Source organism: Herbaspirillum sp., from assembly GCF_017744395.1.
Taxonomy (GTDB): domain Bacteria; phylum Pseudomonadota; class Gammaproteobacteria; order Burkholderiales; family Burkholderiaceae_D; genus Herbaspirillum.
The window spans coordinates 1-15,154 of sequence record NZ_JAGIBI010000001.1 but is presented as its reverse complement, the minus strand read 5'-3'; the positions used below and the strand labels follow the sequence as shown (position 1 = coordinate 15,154).

At 64.3% G+C, this 15,154-nt stretch carries 14 protein-coding genes and 1 pseudogene; 5 read left to right on the top strand and 10 right to left on the bottom strand.

Going from position 1 to position 15,154, the window contains the following annotated elements:
• Nucleotides 1-26 precede the first annotated feature (26 nt).
• Nucleotides 27-1,514: a D-aminoacylase gene (locus J7548_RS00075; protein WP_290968597.1), complete on the bottom strand. Its 1,488-nt coding sequence runs from the start codon at nt 1,512-1,514 to the stop codon at nt 27-29.
• 1 nt (nt 1,515) lies between these two features.
• On the bottom strand, nt 1,516-2,400 hold the full coding sequence (locus J7548_RS00070; protein WP_290968594.1) for a MurR/RpiR family transcriptional regulator: 885 nt from the start codon (nt 2,398-2,400) through the stop codon (nt 1,516-1,518).
• Nucleotides 2,401-2,506: 106 nt separating this feature from the next.
• On the opposite strand from J7548_RS00070, the gene J7548_RS00065 reads away from it, so the two are divergent.
• Together J7548_RS00065 and J7548_RS00060 are read left to right on the top strand one after the other, a co-directional pair.
• Nucleotides 2,507-3,799, top strand: coding sequence for an amino acid deaminase (locus tag J7548_RS00065; RefSeq protein ID WP_290968589.1), 1,293 nt, complete (start codon nt 2,507-2,509; stop codon nt 3,797-3,799).
• A gap of 26 nt (nt 3,800-3,825) precedes the next feature.
• Nucleotides 3,826-4,746 (top strand): sugar kinase, encoded by a 921-nt coding sequence (locus tag J7548_RS00060; RefSeq protein WP_290968586.1) that lies wholly within the window; start codon nt 3,826-3,828, stop codon nt 4,744-4,746.
• 30 nt (nt 4,747-4,776) lie between these two features.
• Here J7548_RS00060 and J7548_RS00055 read toward each other — a convergent pair whose 3' ends face one another.
• Both J7548_RS00055 and J7548_RS00050 read right to left on the bottom strand, forming a co-directional pair.
• The gene (locus J7548_RS00055; RefSeq protein WP_290968583.1) at nt 4,777-6,126 is read right to left on the bottom strand and encodes a tetratricopeptide repeat protein; all 1,350 of its coding nucleotides are present in this window, start codon (nt 6,124-6,126) and stop codon (nt 4,777-4,779) included.
• Between the two features lie 136 nt (nt 6,127-6,262).
• The gene (locus J7548_RS00050) at nt 6,263-7,789 is read right to left on the bottom strand and encodes a PLP-dependent aminotransferase family protein (protein WP_290968580.1); all 1,527 of its coding nucleotides are present in this window, start codon (nt 7,787-7,789) and stop codon (nt 6,263-6,265) included.
• Nucleotides 7,790-7,964: 175 nt separating this feature from the next.
• Between J7548_RS00050 and J7548_RS00045 the strand changes: the two genes are divergently transcribed.
• The 3 genes from J7548_RS00045 (at nt 7,965) to J7548_RS00035 (ending at nt 10,726) form a co-directional block, all read left to right on the top strand.
• Nucleotides 7,965-8,330: a hypothetical protein gene (locus J7548_RS00045; protein WP_290968576.1), complete on the top strand. Its 366-nt coding sequence runs from the start codon at nt 7,965-7,967 to the stop codon at nt 8,328-8,330.
• Between the two features lie 162 nt (nt 8,331-8,492).
• Complete coding sequence (locus J7548_RS00040) at nt 8,493-9,998, top strand: sensor domain-containing diguanylate cyclase (RefSeq protein ID WP_290968572.1); 1,506 nt, start codon at nt 8,493-8,495, stop codon at nt 9,996-9,998.
• A 2-nt stretch (nt 9,999-10,000) separates the two neighbouring features.
• Nucleotides 10,001-10,726, top strand: a complete 726-nt coding sequence (locus J7548_RS00035; RefSeq protein ID WP_290968569.1) for an alpha/beta hydrolase — start codon at nt 10,001-10,003, stop codon at nt 10,724-10,726.
• A gap of 15 nt (nt 10,727-10,741) precedes the next feature.
• On the opposite strand, the gene J7548_RS00030 is transcribed toward J7548_RS00035, so the two are convergent.
• From J7548_RS00030 to J7548_RS00005, 6 genes and pseudogenes are all read right to left on the bottom strand, one after another.
• Nucleotides 10,742-11,227, bottom strand: a complete 486-nt coding sequence (locus tag J7548_RS00030) for a hypothetical protein (protein WP_290968566.1) — start codon at nt 11,225-11,227, stop codon at nt 10,742-10,744.
• 190 nt (nt 11,228-11,417) lie between these two features.
• The gene (pssA, locus tag J7548_RS00025; protein ID WP_290968563.1) at nt 11,418-12,284 is read right to left on the bottom strand and encodes a CDP-diacylglycerol--serine O-phosphatidyltransferase; all 867 of its coding nucleotides are present in this window, start codon (nt 12,282-12,284) and stop codon (nt 11,418-11,420) included.
• A gap of 77 nt (nt 12,285-12,361) precedes the next feature.
• Entirely contained in the window at nt 12,362-13,006 is a 645-nt protein-coding gene (locus J7548_RS00020; RefSeq protein WP_290968560.1) for a phosphatidylserine decarboxylase, read from the bottom strand.
• A gap of 179 nt (nt 13,007-13,185) precedes the next feature.
• The gene (locus J7548_RS00015; protein WP_290968557.1) at nt 13,186-13,707 is read right to left on the bottom strand and encodes a vesicle formation protein; all 522 of its coding nucleotides are present in this window, start codon (nt 13,705-13,707) and stop codon (nt 13,186-13,188) included.
• A 117-nt stretch (nt 13,708-13,824) separates the two neighbouring features.
• Complete coding sequence (locus J7548_RS00010) at nt 13,825-14,595, bottom strand: SIMPL domain-containing protein (protein ID WP_290968554.1); 771 nt, start codon at nt 14,593-14,595, stop codon at nt 13,825-13,827.
• Nucleotides 14,596-14,845: 250 nt separating this feature from the next.
• Nucleotides 14,846-15,154, bottom strand: a pseudogene (locus J7548_RS00005) (ketol-acid reductoisomerase); the annotation flags it as partial.

Here is a 15,154-nt window from a genome sequence, read left to right as displayed (position 1 = left end):
ATGTTCTTGCTTTATCTCTTCCGGATTCAGGCCGCGGCCGCGCTTGGCTGGCGGGCCAGGAAGCGTCCGGCGCGATGGCCGGTGGCTTTCTTGTCGCTGCCGCGATACGCCAGTCGGCCGTTGACCCACACGGCATCGATGCCGTGCGCCGGCTGCATCGGGTCGGTGAAGCTGGCGGCGTCGCGCACGGTGTCGGCGTCGAACAGCACCAGGTCGGCCCAATAGCCCTCGCGCACCAGGCCGCGCTCGTGCAGGCCGAAACGCTCGGCCGACAGGCCGGTCATCTTGCGCACCGCCGCCGCCAGCGAGAACAGCTTCTGCTCGCGGCTGTAATAGCCCAGCACGCGCGGGAAGGCGCCCCACAGGCGCGGGTGCGGCAGCGGATCGTTGGGCAGGCCGTCGGAACCGACCACGGTGGCCGGGTGCGACAGGATGCGGTTGACGTCGTCATCCGACATGCAGTGGTAGACGGCGCCGGCCGGCATCAGGCGGCCGGCGGCGGTATGCAGGTCGACCTGCCATTCGGCGGCGATCTGCTTCAACATCTTGCCGCCCTGCTCCGGATGCGGATCGGACCAGGTGACCTGGATATCGTAGGCGTCGGTGACCTGCTTCAAGTCCAGGGTGGACGAGCTGGCGGTATAGGGATAGCAGTCGCAGCCGACATGCTGGTGCTTGCCCGCCAGTTCCAGCGCCTGCAGCACTTCGCCGCTGCGGCCCCAGTTCTCGACCCCGGCGCATTTCAGGTGCGAGATCACCACTGGCACGCGCGAATGCTTGCCGATGCGGAATGCCTCATCCATCGCCTCGAGGATGTCGGCGAATTCGCTGCGCAGGTGGGTCGCGTACATGGCGCCGAACTCGGCCAGCGGCTCGGCCAGCGCCAGCACTTCGGTCGTGGGCGCATTGATCGCGTTGCCGTAGGCCAGGCCGGTGGACAGGCCCAGCGCGCCATGCTCCAGCGCCTCGCGCAATTGCGCGCGCATGCCGGCGATCTCCTGCTCGCTGGCGGCGCGGTCGAGGCGGTCCATGTGGTTGCTGCGCAAGGCGGTGTGCCCTACCAGCGCGGCCACGTTGATCGAAGGCCGCGCCGCGCCGATCGCTTCGACGTAGCTGGCGAAGGTCGGGTAATGGAAGGCTTCCGACTTGCCCAGCAGGTTCATCGGATCGGGAGGATCGCCCTTCAGCGTCACCGGCGCGGCGCTGATGCCGCAGTTGCCGACCACCACGGTGGTCACGCCCTGCGACAGCTTGGGGAACATTTCGGGTGTGCGGATGACGTTGGTGTCGTCATGCGTGTGGACATCGATGAAGCCCGGCGACAGCACGCGGCCGGTGGCGTCGATCACTTCCTCGGCCTGCCAGCCGGAGAGCTGGCCGATGGCGGCGATGCGGCCGTCGGCCACGGCCACGTCGGCGGCGACAGGCTCGGCGCCGGAACCGTCGATGATGAGTGCATTGCGGATCAGCGTGTCGCAACGGCCGGCGGCGGCTGCGGAATTGGCGAAGGTCATGTCAGTCTCCCAGCGGCTGGTGGCGATCGCCCCCGCCGCGATGCGTGTCGAGAACGTACTTCAACCGGCGCAGGCGTTCCTGGCTGCTCTCTTTCTGCAGCAGGGCCAACTCCAGCACCAGCATATCGAGCGTCACCATCATGGCATAGCGTGATGAGGACGGCTTGAAAATCAGGTCGGTTTCCAGCGTCTTGATCGGCAGCAACACATCGGCCAGTTTTGCCAGCGGCGAACCGAGCGCGGTGATGGCGATCACCTTGACGCCATATTCGCGCGCCACCTCGCAATTGGCCAGCAACTCCGGCACGTTGCCGGTGGTCGAGAACACCAGCAGCACGTCGTTCTTGTCCAGCGTGGCCGCTACCATCTTCTGCAGGATGGCGTCGTGATAGGTCGCCACCGGGCGCCCCAGGCGCACCAGGCGGTAGCGCGCCTCGTCGGACATCATGGTGGAGCCGCCGCCCATGCCGAAGCAGTAGATCATGCGGGCATCGCGCAACAGGCCGGCGGCGGCCACCAGCATGTCCGGGTTGAGCATGGCGCGGTTGAGCTTCAACACCGCGTGGATATCGTTGTAGACCACATCGGCCAGCTCCGGCGGCTGCGCGGCGGGCGCGTCGCGGGCGCCGTCGAAAAAGCGCTGCCCCACCGCCACCGCCTGCGCCAGCAGGAACTTGAATTCGCGCACGTCGCGGCAGCCCATGGCCTTGGCAAAACGCGTCACACTGGCGACAGACACGCCGGCCTTGGCCGCCAGTTCGCCGATACTGGCGCTGGCCGCCGACGACAAGTCGCCCAGGATGGCTTCGGCCACCTTTTGCTCGGCCAGGCGCAAGGTGCTGCTGCGCTCGCTGATGCGGGAGACGATATCGAAAGTGTGCGCCATGGGGGCAGTTTTCCCTAAATTATTTATGTTATTTACTAACACGTTCGAAACATAGTAAATTCAAGGGTATTATTACGTCAATCCAATTTTTACAGGAACAATTGCGATGAATGATACAAACTACCAAATTGCTTATCAGACCGGCATCATCGACCCTGTGAACAAGGGCCTGGGCGTGCTGGAACAACCGCTGGCGCCGCAACAGGCCGGCGCGGTCAAGTGGAACCTGCTCAACGAGGACATCAGCCTGCCGGCCGCCGTCCTGTACGAGGAAAAGATCGCCCACAATCTCAAATGGATGCAGGATTTCGTCGGCCAGTACAAGGTGAAGCTGGCGCCGCACGGCAAGACCACCATGGCGCCCAAGCTGTTCAAGCGCCAGCTCGATACCGGCGCCTGGGGCATCACCCTGGCCACCGCGCACCAGACCCTGGCGGCCTACCGCCACGGCGTGCGCCGCGTGATCATGGCCAACCAGCTGGTGGGCAAGCGCAACATGGCGATCATTTCCGAATTGCTGGCCGATCCCTCTTTCGAATTCTTTTGCCTGGTGGACTCGGCTGACCTGGTCGACCAGCTCGGCCGCTTCTTCGCCGATCGCAAGCAAACCCTGAACGTGCTGCTGGAACTGGGGCCCACGGGCGGGCGCACCGGCGTGCGCGACGATGCGCAACAAGCCTCGGTGCTGGAAGCCGTCAAGCGCTGGGACAGCATCGCGCTGGCCGGCGTGGAAGTGTATGAAGGCGTGCTCAAGGAAGAGGTGGACATCCGCCGCTTCCTGCAACGCGCGGTGGCCTGCGCCAAACAGCTGGCGCAACAAGGCCTGCTGGCGCGCCGCGTGGCGCGCGGCCCGGCGGTGCTGACCGGCGCCGGTTCGGCCTGGTACGACGTGGTGGCCGAAGAGTTCGCCCAGGCCGACATCGGCGTGCCGCTGGACGTGGTGCTGCGCCCCGGCTGCTACCTGACGCACGACGTCGGCATCTACCGCGCCGCGCAGGCGCAGATCCAGGTGCGCAACCCGGTCGCGCACAGCATGCGCAGCCAGTTGCAGCCGGCGCTGCAACTGTGGGCCTACGTGCAATCGATCCCGGAAACCGACAAGGCCATCATCGCGCTGGGCAAGCGCGACGCTGCCTTCGACGCCGGCCTGCCGCTGCCGGTGGCGCGCTTCCGCCCGGGCGCCGACAGCCAGCCGTCGGCTTCGCCGGCGCACTGGGAAGTGACCGGCATGATGGATCAGCACGCCTACCTGAAGATTACCGCCGGCGACGACATCAAGGTCGGCGACATGATCGCCTTCGACATCTCGCACCCTTGCCTGACTTTCGACAAGTGGCGCCACCTGGCGGTGGTGGACGGCAAGTTCGACGTGATCGACATCGTCCAGACCTTCTTCTGAGCATCCGTACCAGCCGAGCCAAGAACATGAGCAACAAGATCCTCGCCTACGGCGAAGCCATGGTGGAATTCAACCAGAGCATTTCCCAACCGCGCAATTACCTGGAAGGCTTTGGCGGCGACACCTCCAACTTCGCCATCGCCGCCGCCCGCCAGGGCGCCGACACCGCCTACATCAGCGCGGTCGGCGACGACCATTTCGGCCAGAACCTGCTGGAACTGTGGCGGGCCGAACAAGTGGCTACCGAGCATGTCAGCGTCGTCGCCGACGGCTCGACCGGCATCTACTTCGTCACCCATGACGAGGCCGGCCACCACTTCCACTACCGGCGCGCCGGTTCCGCCGCCAGCCGCTACACGCCGCAGCAATTGCCGCTGGACGCCATCGCCGGCGCCCGCGTGCTGCACCTGTCGGGCATCAGCCTGGCCATCAGCGAAAGCGCATGCGACAGCGGCCTGGCGGCGATGGCGCATGCGCGCCGGCACGGCGTACTGACTTCGCTGGACACCAACCTGCGGCTGCGCCTGTGGCCGCTGGAGCACGCCCGCGAAAAGATGGTCGAAGCGTTCAAGCTGTGCGACATCTGCCTGCCGAGCTGGGAAGACGTCTCCATGCTGACCGGCCTGGAAGACCGCGACGCCATCGTCGACCAGTTGCTGGCGTACGGCGTCAAGCTGGTAGCCTTCAAGCTGGGCAGCGAAGGCTGCTATGTCGCCACTCCCGACGAACGCCGCATGGTGGCGCCCTACCCGGTGCAGGCGCTGGACGCCACCGGCGCCGGCGACTGCTTCGGCGGCGCCTTCGTGGCGGAACTGGTGGCCGGGCGCGATCCCTTCAGCGCGGCGCGTTACGCCAATGTGGCGGCGGCGCTGTCGACCACCGGCTACGGCGCGGTCGAGCCGATACCCTTCCGCCGGAAAGTCGAAGCGGCCCTGACGGCCGCTTGATATCTACCGCATCACCTGCAGGCGGCCGCTTCAGCCGGCCGCCTGCGCGGTACGCTTCGCAACGAACAACATCCCCGCCACCGATTGCCGGATTTCCTCGCGCAGGATCTGGTCGCTGTCGTGCACCACTTCCATCCCGTTCTCTTGCAGGTGCCGCCGCACATAGTCGCGGCTGTGCCGGTAGCGTCCGCTGGCGTGCAGGCAAAAGCCTGACGGCGCCGCGTCCTGCGGCGTGAGCGCCTCCACCGTGAAGATGTAATAGCCGCCCGGGCGCAGCGCGCCGGCGACCTGGCCGAACACGGCGCTGAGGTCGCCGAAGTAGATCATGGTGTCGGCCGCCGTCATCAGGTCGCAGCACAAGGGATGGCGGCTCAAGTAGTCGCCGATCTCGGCCTTTTCCAGGCGGGAGTATTGCCGGTCCGACTTCGCCTTCTCCAGCATCTTGCCGGCCAGGTCGACGCCGGTGATCGTATGCGCGAACGGCGCCAGGTAAGGGCCGCACAGGCCGGTGCCGCAACCGATGTCGAGCGCCTCGAACTGGCGCGCCGGCTGCGCCACCAGGGCCAGGCCCTCGGCGATCAGGCTGGGGCCGCGATAGCCCAGGCTTTCCAGCAGGTTGGATTCGAAGGTCTCGGCATAGTGGTCGAAATGCGACTCGACGTAACGGTCCGACGCGCGCGCGGGCACATCCAGTTGCGAGCATGCGGCCAGCATGTGGGCCGCGATCGGGTTGTCCGGCTCTTCGGCCAGCCACTCGCGGTAAGCCTGCGCGGCTTCCTGCTGGCGGCCGAGAAAATAGAAGGAGATCCCCAGCATCTGCTTGGACTTGCCCTCCAGCGGCGGCAGCACGTAAGCGCGGCATTGGTAATGGGATGCCTGCATCTTGTCGCCGGCGGCTTCATAGATGCCGCCCAGGTGCTGCAAGGCCGGGGCGAAGTCGGGAGCGATCCCGACCGCGCGCAGGAAAGATTGCGTGGCTTCTTCCACCTTGCCCTGCTGCAGCAAGGCCGCGCCCAGGTTGTTCCAGACCATGTGGTCGCCGGGCGCGACGGCCAGCGCATCGCCGTAGGCCTGCTCGGCCTCGTCGAAGCGGCCAAGCGCGAACAGCACATTGCCGAGGTCGTTTTGCCAGCCGGCATCCTCGGATTCCAGGGCGCAGGACAGCATCAGCTTTTCGACGGCTTCCTCGTGCCGCCCGACCTGGTGCAGGTAGATGCCGAAGTAATGCAGCGCGACCGGCTGGATCGGATCCTGCTCCAGCACCGCCTCGTAGATGGCGGCCGCTTCGTCCAGGCGTCCCGCCATGTGGGTATCGATGGCCTGCTGCAGCGCGGCCGATTGCGCCGGGCTGCCGCCAGAAAGCGACTCATGAGATTGCATCAGGAATTCCGATCGATGGCAGTGATGTTGTTCAAGTTGCACTAGTGTACAGCTTCTTTACACTGCCTTTACTCATGTAAAGCCCTTCCGGCCGGCGGCGCAAGCGGCAATGAAGCAGAAATGTCCCGGCGGCCGGTCAAGCCGCCAGGCTATGCCCGATCCGCCCCAGCTGGCGCAGGGCCTGATCCAGTTCGCGCGTGAAGGGATGGCCACAGCAAATCCGCAGGAAATGCCCGTAGCGGTTGGAATTGGAAAAAATCGCCCCGGGCGACACCCCGACGCCCTCCGCCAGCGCCTGCTCGAACAGGCGCTGCGAACACACCTGCTGCGGCAGTTCCACCCACATGCCGACGCCGCCGTTGGGCACGGTCAGGCGCGTGCCTTCCGGGAAATAGGCGGCGATCGATTCGGCCATGCGCTCGCGCTGTTCCTTGAGCAGTCCGCGCAAGCGCCGCAAGTGGCGGTCGTAACCCGGACTGGCCATGAAATCGGCGGCGGTGATCTGGGTCCACTCCTCGTTGGCGCGGGTATGGGTGAACTTGAGCATCATCACCCGCTCATGCCAGCGGCCGCCGTTCATCCAGCCCAAACGCATGCCCGGTGCCAGCACCTTGTTGAGCGAGACGCAATAGATCACATTGCCGCTGCGGTCGCGGCTCTTGAGGGTGGAAGGCGCGACATTGCCGTCGGCCAGCTCGGTGTAGGCATCGTCCTCGATCAGCGGCAGGCGCAGTTCTTCGCACAGGCGCACCAGCTTGTCCTTGTTGGCCTCGGGCATGATGCAGCCGAGCGGGTTTTGCAGGTTGGGCACCACCACCACGGCCTTGATGTTGCCGTAGGTGCGCACCGCCAGTTCCAGCGCCTCGACCGAGATCCCCGTATGCGGGCTGGTGGGAATCTCCAGCGCGCGCATGCCCAGGTTCTCCAGCGCCTGCAGCAGGCCGAAGTAGGTCGGCGACTCCACTGCGATGGTGTCGCCGGGGCCGGCGACGGCGCGCAGCGCGAGGTTGAGGGCTTCGATGCAGCCGTGGGTGACCACCACCTCGTCGGCGTCGATGCGCATGCCGGCGTTGAGCGCGCGGCGCGCCACCACTTGCCGGAACACCTGGTTGCCGTTGTGCGGCATGGCGCTGGTGAGCAGCTCGGGACGGTCGCGCAAGGCGCGCATGGCGGCCTGCTTCAAGGTATCGACGGCATACAGCTCGGGCGCGCAGGTCATGCCGGAAAGATCGATGCGGGGCGCGCCCTTCTGGCGCTGCGCGATGTACTTGGAAACCTTTTCATGGATGCCGGCATATTGGGCCGGATCGATCGCCATCAGGCTCTTGGGCTCTTGCACCGGACGGATCGCCGAACGGCGCGGCTGGCGCACGAAGTAGCCGGAACGGGGCCGCGCCTCCAGCCAGCCGCCCTCTTCCATATGGCGCAGGGTCTGCAGGGCGGTCGACAGGCTGACCTGGTGCTGGCGCATCAGGTCGCGCACCGACGGCATGCGGTCGCCCGCCACCAGAGTGCCGTCCTGTATCGCGCCCTGGTAGTGTTCGGCCAGCTTGCGGTACAGCGGCATGCGGATGGCGCCGGCGTCGGGATCGGCGGCAGCGGGCGTCATGGCCGGCGAAGGCAGGGTATCGGCAGGGGCGGGAATAAGTAGGCTGGTATCCATAACAGCATCATGTTCTTGCGGCAAAAACCGGAACAGATACAGAGTATTCGAAAAAATACGATAACAGATTCAAAATTCCCTGCCTGTTACGGCGCAGTCTGTTTTTGCCTGTGCCTGTTGCGCTTTTGCGGCTCTCCATAGACTGCAAGGCATACCCAACAGACGGAGAACCATCATGCAAAGCCCCTGGCAAGCCCCGACATCCGACACCCTGCCGGCCAGCCAAACCGTCCGGCTGGCGAGCGGCCAGACCATGCAGGTGTGGCTGCCCGGTGGCAGCCTGCTGGTCTGCCACGCCCCCTCGGCGCGAATCCTCCAGGCGCCGCAATGGATATGCGATCAGTTGGTCGAACAGCGCAGCGACCTGGGCGATGGGCAAGCCATGGGCATCGAGCATGCCGGCTGGGTCGAAATCACCGCGCCGCAAGGAGGCGAAGTCCTGTGCCTGCAACCGCAAGCGCCTTCCTGGCCAGAGAGTTTGCTGGCGGCATGCAAGCGGCTGTTGCAGTGGCGGCAGCGCGCCGCGCCTGCCGGCCGGTGACATCGCAGGCGGCGGGGAAACATTTCCCGTCGCCAACTCCTGCCGGCGCCACGCTTCCGATGACCTGTTTTTGTGCAAATACTTTGATCCAGCACCTGAAGTTACTGCAGAAACTTCAGTAAAACCATTACACTTCGATCAACATCAAAAAGATGAAGTGTTATGCAAAACAACCATCTCTCCAATTCGTCCCCGGCCTCCAGCAAACCTGCCCAGGCATTGTCCGAGCAGGAAACCTTCGACCTGACCCCCGTCTCCCTCTGGAAAGAGGACTACAGCGGCATGAAGCGCCTGTTCGACGAATGGCGCGCGCAAGGCGTGGTCGATTTGCGGGCCTACCTGAAGGAAGACCCGGCGCGCGCGCAGGCCTGCGCGCGCCAGATCCGCGTGGTCGACGTCAACCGCCGCACGCTGGAGTGGTACGAGGCGAACGACCTGGAACACCTGGTCGCCAACCTCGACAAGGTGTTCCGCGACGACATGATCGACACCTTCATCGACGAATTGGTGCAGTTGTGGGAAGGCAAGCAGAATTTCTCCAGCTACACGGTCAACTACACGTTGGGCGGCAAGCGGCTGGACATCCAGCTAAGCGGGCGCATCATGCCCGGCAGCGAAGAGAGCTGGGACTACATCCTGCTGGCCATCGAGAACGTCACCGAACGTGAAACCGCGCGCAAGAAACTCTCGCGCAGCGAAAACTATGCGCGCGGCCTGTTCGAGTATTCGCCTATCTCGCTGTGGGTGGAAGACTTCAGCCAGGTCAAGCGCCTGTTCAATGACCTGCAACGCATCGGCATCACCGATTTCCGCACCTTCACCGATGTCCATCCGGAATTCGTGGAACGCTGCATGCAGGAAATCCGGGTCATCGACGTCAACCTGCAAACGCTCTCCATGTTCAGCGCGCCGGACAAGGCGACGCTGCTGTCGCGCCTGTCCGACATCTTCCGCGACGACATGCACCAGCATTTCAACGAACAGTTGATCGAGCTGTGGAACGGCAACCTGTTCCACCAGCGTGAAGTGGTGAACTATTCGCTCAACGGCGACCAGTTGCACGTGCACCTGCAATTCTCGGTCTTCCCCGGCTACGAGGATAGCTGGGGACTGGTGCTGGTGGCGCTGACCGACATCACCGCGCGCAAGAAGGCCGAAGCCTACCTGGAGTTCCTCGGCAAGCATGACGAACTGACCAAGCTGTACAACCGCGCCTACATGGTCGACGAACTGAACCGGCTGGAGCGCAAGGGTCCCTTCCCGGTGAGCGTGATCGTGGCTGACCTGAACGGCTTGAAGGAGGTCAACGACGAGCTCGGCCACGCCGCCGGCGATGCCTTGCTGCGCCGCGTGGGCGAAGTGCTGGGCAAGGCGGTGGAACGCCCGGGCAGCGTGGCGCGTACCGGGGGCGACGAATTCGCCATCCTGCTGCCGGCCACCGACGAACGCGGCTGCGCCGCGCTGATCGAGCAGATCCAGACGCTGACCGATCTCAACAACCAGTTCTATTCCGGCGTCACCCTGAGCCTGTCGATGGGCGCGGTGACGGCCATGCCGGGAGAGCGCCTGGAAAACGTCGTGCAGCGCGCCGATACGCTGATGTACGAAGCCAAGCGCCAGTACTACGCCAACACCCCCGGCCTGGAACGCCGCCACCCGCTGGACTGAGCATGCCTGTGACAGCGGCCGGCGACGCCAATCGCATCATCAGGGACGATTTCGATCTGCCGGCCGGCGCGGAAACGCTGGCCGGCGACATCACCACCGCAAACGGCTGCGGCCCGGCGCGCATCCTGTTCCTGCACGGCGCAGGACAAAGCACCCGGGAGCGCCAGCGGCCGCTCCGGCAGGCGCTGGCCTTGCGGGGATGCGCCAGCGCCGCCATCGATTTTTCCGGACATGGCGGCAGCACCGCGCTGGCGCCCAACTCCCTGGCCAAACGCATGGATGAAGCCCAGGCCGCGCTGGACCGTTTCACCGAAGCGCCGCGCACGGTCGTGGGCGTGAGCATGAGCGGCGAGATCGCCATGCGCCTGGCCTGCCGTCCGGAAAACCGGATCGCGCACCTGGTGACCATCGTCGGCGCCATCTACGATGGCGCCGCATTCGACATCCCCTTCGGCCCCGGCTTCAGCGCCGCGCTGCGCCGCCCCGATAGCTGGCGCGATGCCGACACGCTGGCGCAGATCCGCGGCTATCGCGGCCGCATCACGCTAATCCGGGCCAGCGACGACCAGGTCATTCCAAAGGAAGTCTCGGAACTGATAGCCGCCAATGCGCATACGGCCGAACAATGCCGCATCGTCGAATTGCCCGGCATCGATCACCGCGTCAGCGAACGTTGCGCGCAAGACGCCTCCTTGCGCGAATTGCTCGCCCGGCTGATTGCAGATTAGCGCAGAGGGAAACGCTCAGGCCGTCGCGGAGAACAGCGAACCGACGATGCCCTGGGTGACGAGATCGCCGACGATGCTGTCGGTCATGCCCGGATTGGATTTGAGCAGCGCGCTCAGTTGCGAAGTGAGGCCGGTGCCCAGCCCGGTGAATTCACCGCTGCCGTTATAGATGCCAGGAGCGGTAGGCGGCGACGCCACGCCGGAAAGTATGCCCTGGTCCAGGGATTGCGTGGCCTGGTTCTGGGTCGTGTCGGCGGGAGCGTCCTGGGCCGTGCCGGCCTCGACGATGCTGTCGAATACGCCCGCGGCATTGTAGACCAGCCCATTGACGCCGATCGAATTGCCCAGGCTGACGACGATCGATGCCTCGGAGGTCAATGCGACCGCCTGCTGCACCGCTACCGGATTATCGACCGCGGCTACGGAAGCACTGCCCTGGCTGCCCGAACCGTCGTAGGCGGCCAGGCTGCCGAGCGTATTGAGCGAAGTATCGATGGCCATGTGGATCAGCGATGCGGAAAGCGTCTCAGGTCTGTTGCCGGTATGGTATGGGAAAGCACCGGCACCCTTGCAAAATTCTAGGAAAAATCGAACAGCTTAACAAGGCCTGAGGCCCGTCCGGATGCCGCCGTTGCCGCCCAACAAAAAACGCCCGGCAAAGCGGGCGTTTTCGGGGAGCATGACCAGGTTCTTAACGGCTGTCGTCTCCATGCTCATCCTCGGTCTGGACGATGCTGACCGGCTTGCCCTTCACCCGGCGCCAGATATAGATCGCGTAGCCCGACAGGCCATACAGCACGAACAGGCCGAACAGCACCTTGGACGGGTCGCTGGAAATCACCACCAGCAGGACCACCACCAAGAGGGCCGCGATGAACGGCACCGGCTTGCGGAAGTTGAGGTCCTTGAAGCTGTAGAACGGCACATTGGTGACCATGGTGATGCCGGCATACAGGGTGATGGCCCAGGCCGTCCAGCTGAGGTCGGTGCCGGCGAAGCGCAGGTCGTCCATCAGCCAAACGAAGCCGGCCACCAGCGCCGCCGCCGCCGGGCTGGGCAAGCCCTGGAAGTAACGCTTGTCGACCACGGCGATGTTGGTATTGAAACGCGCCAGCCGCAGTGCGCCGCCCACGCAATACACGAACGCGGCGAGCCAGCCGAGCTTGCCCATGCCGCGCAATGACCATTCGTACACCACCAGCGCCGGCGCGGCGCCGAACGACACCATGTCGGACAGGCTGTCGTATTGCGCGCCGAACTCACTCTGGGTATTGGTCATGCGCGCCACGCGGCCGTCCAGGCTGTCCAGCACCATGGCCACGAAGATGGCGATGGAGGCGTAGTCGAACTTGAGGTTCATCGCCATCACGATGGCGTAGAAGCCGCAGAACAAGGCGGCGGTGGTGAACGCATTGGGCAACAGGTAGATGCCACGCGACCGGCGGCGCACCACGCCCTGCCCCGGCTCATCCGACTGCGCGGAATAGGCCTTGGGCCCGCGCAGGGATTTGGGGAAAGGAATGCCGCCTTTGGCTTTGCGTCGTCGGAAAGTTGCCATTGATGTCTATCGTTTGATATTGCAGAAAACCGCGCGGGGACAGTTTTCCCCGCGCACAGCGATCAGCGCGCCGGCGCTCAGAGTTCGGCCAGGATGGTTTCGGTGGCCGAGACCTTTTCGCCGACGGTGACCTTGGGAGTGGCGCTCAGCGGCAGGTACACGTCCACGCGCGAACCGAAGCGGATGAAACCGTAGCGCTGCCCGCGCGCCAGCGTATCGCCGGCCTTCACGTAGCACAGGATGCGGCGCGCGATCAGGCCCGCGACCTGCACGCAGGTCACGCTGTGGCCGTCGGTGGTGGTGATGGCCAGCGCGTTGCGCTCGTTTTCCAGCGATGCCTTGTCGAGGTCGGCATTGACGAACTTGCCGGGGAAATACTGCACGGTTTCGATCTTGCCATCCACAGGCGCACGGTTGGAGTGGACATTGAACACGTTCATGAACACGCTGATCTTCAGCGCTTCGCGGTCGGTATAGGGATCATGGGCGCGCGCCACCACCACGATGCGGCCATCGGCAGGCGACAGCACGGCATTGGCTTGCTGCGGGATCACGCGCGGCGGATCGCGGAAGAATTGCAGCACGAACAGCGCGATGATCCACAGGGGCAGCGACCAGATGCCGCAATAGAAGGTCGCCAGCAATGCGACCACGACGGCGATCGTCAGGAACGGCCAGCCTTCACGGGCGATAATGGGGTGGGGATAGTGGTTATTGTTCAACGTTGCTCCAGTGATCGCGGAAATTTCAAAAGTAAAAGCGTGCTTATTCTAGTCCAGCCCCTGCCAAATGCAACGAAATGCAGCCTCCGCGGGCGCAAAGAACTGGCTTTGCGCCCGGATTTGCCGCTGTTTGGGAGAAATCGGCCCGCAAATGCATGGCCGCAGGCCGTTCAGGGGCATCAGGGACGTGCCGCGGCCCTGACGAAGGAGAATTTGAGCTCATTGCGCGACACGTTGGTGCCGGACTGGATGCTGGTGATCTGCATCTGCCCCAGCATCACGACCACTCCCGCGTCGCCGTAGTCGAAACCGGTCACTTCCATGGTGCGCCGGAGATTGCCCTGGATGCGCTCCTCGGGCTTGTCGCTGATGATGCCCGGCGCCTGCTTCAGCAACGGCTGGCATGCCTTGATCTCGCCCACCATGCGCTGGTAGGCCTGGCCCAGCTCGGCCGGCGTGGCGAAGCGCCAGATGCAGGAATAGCCGGCGGAGTCGCGGCTGATGGCGCAACTGCGCGCGCCGTCCAGCAGGAAGTTGGAATCGTATTCCTTCCCGGCGGCGCCTTCCGCACCCTCCTTTTTCCAGCCGTCGAAATGCGATTGCGACTGCGTGTGGATGGCGCCCAGGTCCGCGCAGATATCGGCCCGCGCCATCCCGATGGAGAGCAGGCCGGTTGCCATGAACACGGCGAGATTTTTCATTACCCGCATGAGTGGGGCCTTAAAAACGGAAAAGAGGCCGATTATAGCCTCTCTTTCCATGGCGCCTCGCCGGTCGCGGCGAGGCAAAAAATGAGCGGCGCCGCGCCCTCTTCCCTCTTATTTGAAGCGCACCTTGCCGACCAGGCGCATGCTGACCGTGGACTCGCCCGGCTCGAAGCTGGGTTCGGCCACCGATGCCGCTTCCGGCGCCATGTCCGAACGCATCATCATCGCCGCCTTGGGCATCGCCCGCTCATTGGCCGCGTAGTTGCCGGAACCTTCGAAGTCCAGCGTTTCCAGCACCGCATCCGACGGCGAACGGTGCATGGAACCGGCGATGAAGCCGATACGCTCTTCCAGGTTCTTGTAGGTGGCGTCGAACAGCGCCGCGTCCAGCTTCTTGGTGGCGGCCGGGCTCAGGCCGAACTGCAGGCCGTTCAGGTTCAGCAGGCTCTGCGCCGATGCGACCGTCTTGGGCAGGTTGGCCAGGTTCTGCGTCGTCATCTCCAGGTACTGGCCGACGCGCCAGCCTACGATGGGACGCGCCTTGGGGGCGACGTGCGGCTGCTGCGGCGTCACCGGCTGCGGTTCGGCATAGACGGCGTAGGTGTAGTAGCCGTAGCTCTTGAGCGTGGCCTGCGGATCCTGGCGCTTGAGGATATCGATGCCTTGCTTCATTTTCTGGTTCACGCGCGAAGCGGCGACGGTTTTGTCCTTGTCCTGTTCCTCGACCTGCAGCGTCGCGCGCGCCTGGTCGTTGGGTACGCTCAGCTCGCCGGTGGCCGGCACCACCACCATGCTGCCGGTGGTCTGGATGGCCTGCGCCTGGGCGGCGATACAGGCGGTGGCCAGCGCTGCGCCGAGCATCAGTTTGCGGGTAGGTGTCATATGTCCTCGCTTGGTGTTGTTAGTGAAGTGGGCTTTGCATGCTGCCATGTTGCAGCGACGATCCCGGCACTTCGATGGCATCAGGCGGGATTTAGTTCTTGCTTCTTGTGCAACAAGGCGTAACTACAAATAGGGAGGATGCCATCGAACACGGCATCCGTGCGCGCCTATCGTTCTGGTTCTGCGCAAAAAAGAAAAAGGACGCCGAAGCGTCCTTTTCTTTGTACTGCGACTAAACCAATCACCAATCTTAGTTCTTGGTCTGGTCAACCAGCTTGTTGGCCTTGATCCAGGGCATCATGGCGCGCAGCTTCTCGCCCACGACTTCGATCTGGTGCTCGGCGTTGATACGGCGACGCGACAGCAGGGTCGGCGCGCCGGCCTTGTTTTCCAGGATGAAGCTCTTGGCGTATTCGCCGGTCTGGATGTCTGTCAGCACCTGCTTCATGACCTTCTTGCTCTCTTCGTTGATGATGCGCGGGCCGGTCACGTATTCGCCGTACTCCGCGTTGTTCGAGATCGAGTAGTTCATGTTGGCGATGCCGCCTTCGTAGATCAG

What these genes read in the sequence shown, in the direction of transcription:
- J7548_RS00075 (WP_290968597.1), bottom strand. Translation starts at nt 1,514, where the DNA reads ATGACCTTCGCCAATTCCGCAGCCGCCGCCGGCCGTTGCGACACGCTG.
- pssA (WP_290968563.1), bottom strand. Translation starts at nt 12,284, where the DNA reads ATGGCAACTTTCCGACGACGCAAAGCCAAAGGCGGCATTCCTTTCCCC.
- J7548_RS00060 (WP_290968586.1), top strand. Translation starts at nt 3,826, where the DNA reads ATGAGCAACAAGATCCTCGCCTACGGCGAAGCCATGGTGGAATTCAAC.
- J7548_RS00010 (WP_290968554.1), bottom strand. Translation starts at nt 14,595, where the DNA reads ATGACACCTACCCGCAAACTGATGCTCGGCGCAGCGCTGGCCACCGCC.
- J7548_RS00015 (WP_290968557.1), bottom strand. Translation starts at nt 13,707, where the DNA reads ATGAAAAATCTCGCCGTGTTCATGGCAACCGGCCTGCTCTCCATCGGG.
- J7548_RS00055 (WP_290968583.1), bottom strand. Translation starts at nt 6,126, where the DNA reads ATGCAATCTCATGAGTCGCTTTCTGGCGGCAGCCCGGCGCAATCGGCC.
- J7548_RS00040 (WP_290968572.1), top strand. Translation starts at nt 8,493, where the DNA reads ATGCAAAACAACCATCTCTCCAATTCGTCCCCGGCCTCCAGCAAACCT.
- J7548_RS00030 (WP_290968566.1), bottom strand. Translation starts at nt 11,227, where the DNA reads ATGGCCATCGATACTTCGCTCAATACGCTCGGCAGCCTGGCCGCCTAC.
- J7548_RS00045 (WP_290968576.1), top strand. Translation starts at nt 7,965, where the DNA reads ATGCAAAGCCCCTGGCAAGCCCCGACATCCGACACCCTGCCGGCCAGC.
- J7548_RS00065 (WP_290968589.1), top strand. Translation starts at nt 2,507, where the DNA reads ATGAATGATACAAACTACCAAATTGCTTATCAGACCGGCATCATCGAC.
- J7548_RS00035 (WP_290968569.1), top strand. Translation starts at nt 10,001, where the DNA reads ATGCCTGTGACAGCGGCCGGCGACGCCAATCGCATCATCAGGGACGAT.
- J7548_RS00050 (WP_290968580.1), bottom strand. Translation starts at nt 7,789, where the DNA reads ATGGATACCAGCCTACTTATTCCCGCCCCTGCCGATACCCTGCCTTCG.
- J7548_RS00070 (WP_290968594.1), bottom strand. Translation starts at nt 2,400, where the DNA reads ATGGCGCACACTTTCGATATCGTCTCCCGCATCAGCGAGCGCAGCAGC.